This window comes from Microbacterium sp. Bi128 (assembly GCF_918698205.1).
In genome coordinates, this window is sequence record NZ_CAKKMM010000582.1 from 1 (window position 1) to 3,006 (window position 3,006).

Annotated in this window: 4 protein-coding genes and 1 pseudogene; 3 read left to right on the top strand and 2 right to left on the bottom strand. The window is 62.8% G+C overall.

The genetic code is table 11. From position 1 onward, the window contains the following. Positions 1–245: GNAT family N-acetyltransferase (locus tag LQV45_RS23260; protein WP_230009021.1), on the top strand; the 245-nt coding region annotated here is incomplete at its 5' end. A 142-nt stretch (positions 246–387) separates the two neighbouring features. Here LQV45_RS23260 and LQV45_RS23265 read toward each other — a convergent pair. Beyond that, positions 388–951, bottom strand: coding sequence for a dihydrofolate reductase family protein (locus LQV45_RS23265; RefSeq protein ID WP_230009022.1), 564 nt, complete (start codon positions 949–951; stop codon positions 388–390). A 350-nt stretch (positions 952–1,301) separates the two neighbouring features. Then, on the bottom strand, positions 1,302–1,847 hold the full coding sequence (locus LQV45_RS23270) for a hypothetical protein (RefSeq protein ID WP_230009023.1): 546 nt from the start codon (positions 1,845–1,847) through the stop codon (positions 1,302–1,304). A 223-nt stretch (positions 1,848–2,070) separates the two neighbouring features. On the opposite strand from LQV45_RS23270, the gene LQV45_RS23275 reads away from it, so the two are divergent. Then, complete coding sequence (locus LQV45_RS23275; RefSeq protein ID WP_230009024.1) at positions 2,071–2,778, top strand: VOC family protein; 708 nt, start codon at positions 2,071–2,073, stop codon at positions 2,776–2,778. A 43-nt stretch (positions 2,779–2,821) separates the two neighbouring features. Then, a pseudogene (locus LQV45_RS23280) lies at positions 2,822–3,006 on the top strand (GNAT family N-acetyltransferase); the annotation flags it as partial.

Genomic DNA, 3,006 nt, shown 5'->3' on the forward strand with positions numbered 1-3,006 from the left:
GCTACTCGGTTGCCCCCGCGCACCGGGGTCGCGGGATCGCCACCAGCGCGTTAAAGGCACTGACCGCGTTCGCTTGGACCATCCCCACTCTGCACCGGATCGAGCTGTACATCGAGACGTGGAACAGCAACTCAAGTCGCGTTGCCGAGGCGTCTGGTTTCCAGCGGGAGGGCCTGCTCCGCAGTCACCAGGAGATTGGTAACACCCGGCGCGACATGCTGCTCTATGCGACAACGCGACCTTAACGGCATCTCGCCTGGTGTTTGTATTCTGCTCAGCCGGAGCTTTCGCCGGGGCGGTGCGCAGGCACATTCCGGACTATCTGCTGCCCGTCGACGTGGGCCGCGGGTGGTGAAGTGCTTCCCCGACCGCGCGGAGGAATAGCGCTCAGCGCCTCGTCTCGTACCTGGTCAGGACCACGCCGCCGGGAAACGTCCGCGTCTCCACCAGATTCAGGCTCACCCAGCTATCGAGCGAGGTGAAGAACGGAGTGCCGCCGCCCACCACGACCGGATGGGTGACCAGCGCGTATTCGTCGATCAGCCCGGCCCACATGGCCGCCCCGGCGAGCGTTGCGCCGCCGACGCTCATCGGGCCGCCGTCGCCGGCCTTGAGCCGGGTGATCTCGGCGATCGCGTCGCCGGTGATCAGTCGGGTGTTCCAGTCGACGTTGTCGATCGTCGAGGAGAACACCACCTTCGGCGTGTCCCGCCAGTTCCGCGCGAACTCGATCTCCGCCGGGGTGGCGTTGGGCTGCTGGTCGCCGCTCGGCCAGTAGGAGCTCATGATCTCCCAGAGCTTGCGGCCGTACAGTGACAGGCTGCTAGCCCGCTCCTGGTCGAGCCAGAACTGGAACAGTTCGTCGCTCGGCGCGCTCCAGCCGATGTCGTCGCCGGCCGCGGCGATGTAGCCGTCCAGGGTCAGATTCATGCCGTAGATCAGTTTCCGCACGGCGCCAGCCTTCCGTCTTGTCGTGGTCGAGGGCATCATTGAACTCTGTCGTCCCGCATATGATCGGCAGCATCCTGTCCCTCTTGGAGCCACCGTAACCGCCCATGGTCTGGATGCCATAGCCTTCGGTCCACGTTTCAACTGAGCTGCCCGGTGAGGGTCGGCTTACGGACACGTTGCGGAGCGTCGAAACCGGTCTTGACGTGTCCCGGTCAACGATTCTTCACTGGACACCTCCAGTCATCCGGCGCTTCATGTAAGAGCTAACGAAAGCCGGGGTAGCCCATTCTCACGTCTGTATATGGCGCACGAATCCTGATCGCCGTCCTATGCGGTCAAATATCTGCGTATCAGGACCAGCCAGGTACGTCTGGTGAGGGCGCGAATGAATCGGGAAGTTCCGTGACTTGGTAGAAGCGTTCGGTCTCAGGTTTCCTGTACTTGCTCACGCGGACTGTTTCTAGAGACGGACAGTTCTCCAAGACGTTGAGTGTGCCGTCTTCGGGGAGCACCCCGAAGAGCTCAATGTGCGCCAGAACCGGTAACTCCGTTAGCGGGGCCAGCGATTGAACGATTGTTTTCTTCCCAGATGCGTCCCAACTAGGCAGTGTGCTGAGTCTGATCGTTCTTAGACGTTGCAGTTGACTGAGCGGGCCGAGGTCCGACACGTTAGGCAAGTGCATGATGCTTAGATAATCGAGCCGGCCCAGACCTCCCAAGGACGCCAGGCCCATATCCGGATATGTTGCAATGATAAGGGTCTTCAGATTGACGAATTCCGATAAGCCCGCCAGGGACTTGTATTTGCAGTGCCACACCCGCAGAGCAGTCACTTCAGCTGGGGCCGGATGCGCAGGCAGTGACCGAGCATCGTCTCTCATGAAGTCAGCGATCATCCTGCCACCGTAGTGGAAATATTAGGAAAGCGGCCGGTGAGGGACCGGCTTACGGGCGGTTGCCCAGTATCCGCGCTCGTGTAGACGCCCTTGCTTGGGCAGCAGGCGCAGACTTCCCTTGAAGATGCCTTTGGTATCGGCTTAACTGTTGGCAAAGGGGCGGGAGGCACTTACAAATGACGAGCTCCAGCGCTGAGACTGAATCACAGATGAGGTCCCGAACATGGACATGCTGAACGGCGAGGAGATCGCCGAGGCCAGGCTGACCGACTGGCGCAAGTTGGCCCAGGGACTCCATGCCCGCTACCTGGTCGACGACTTCGGCACCGGTGCACGGTTCGTTACCGCGGTAGGCGAGGCGGGCGATGCGCTCGGACACCACCCGAGCGTGTCGATCGGCAAGGGGTACGTCGACCTCAAGATGGTCAGCGCCGACGCCATCTACCGCGACGACGAGGGCACCGAGCACGTCGTCGAATGGGTAACCCAGCAGGACGTCGACCTCGCGCGACGGATCTCCGAGATCGCCGCCGACCACGAGGTCGACGCCGACCCGGCCTCGGTCAGCGTCATCGAGCTCGGTCTCGATACGGCCCACTCCGCGACCATCGCCCCAGTGTGGGCCGCCCTGTTGACCGGGAACGCCGAGGCCCAGGGTCACGGGTCGCCCAGCGACGAGATCAGGGACGCCACAGGGCGTGTACCGAACCTGTGGTTTGGGGACGCCGGTGAGACCCCGAGTCAGCGGTTCCACATCGAGATCTATGTGGCGCCCGAAGTGGCCGAGCAACGAATCGCCGCTGCCGTCTCCGCGGGCGGGACTGTCGTCGATGACACCGGCGCGCCGTCGCTCACCGTGATCGCCGACCAGGACGGCAACACAGGAGTCCTATGCGTCGCTGAGTCCCCCGCGACGAGAGCTACCTCCTGACTTTCTTCAACTCGTTCCCGAGACAACCCCTGAGGTGGGCGTGATGACTTCGCACGTGATCAAGCCGCTCACCGCCGAGACCTTCCCGGCGTGGCTGGCGCTCGCGCAGAAGCACAACGGGGTCTGGGGTGGGTGTTACTGCTCGTATTTCCACGACGACACGGAGCGCACCGTCAAGAGCGAGTACGACGGGCCGACGTTCAAGCAGAGACTCATGGCGGAGGGCGT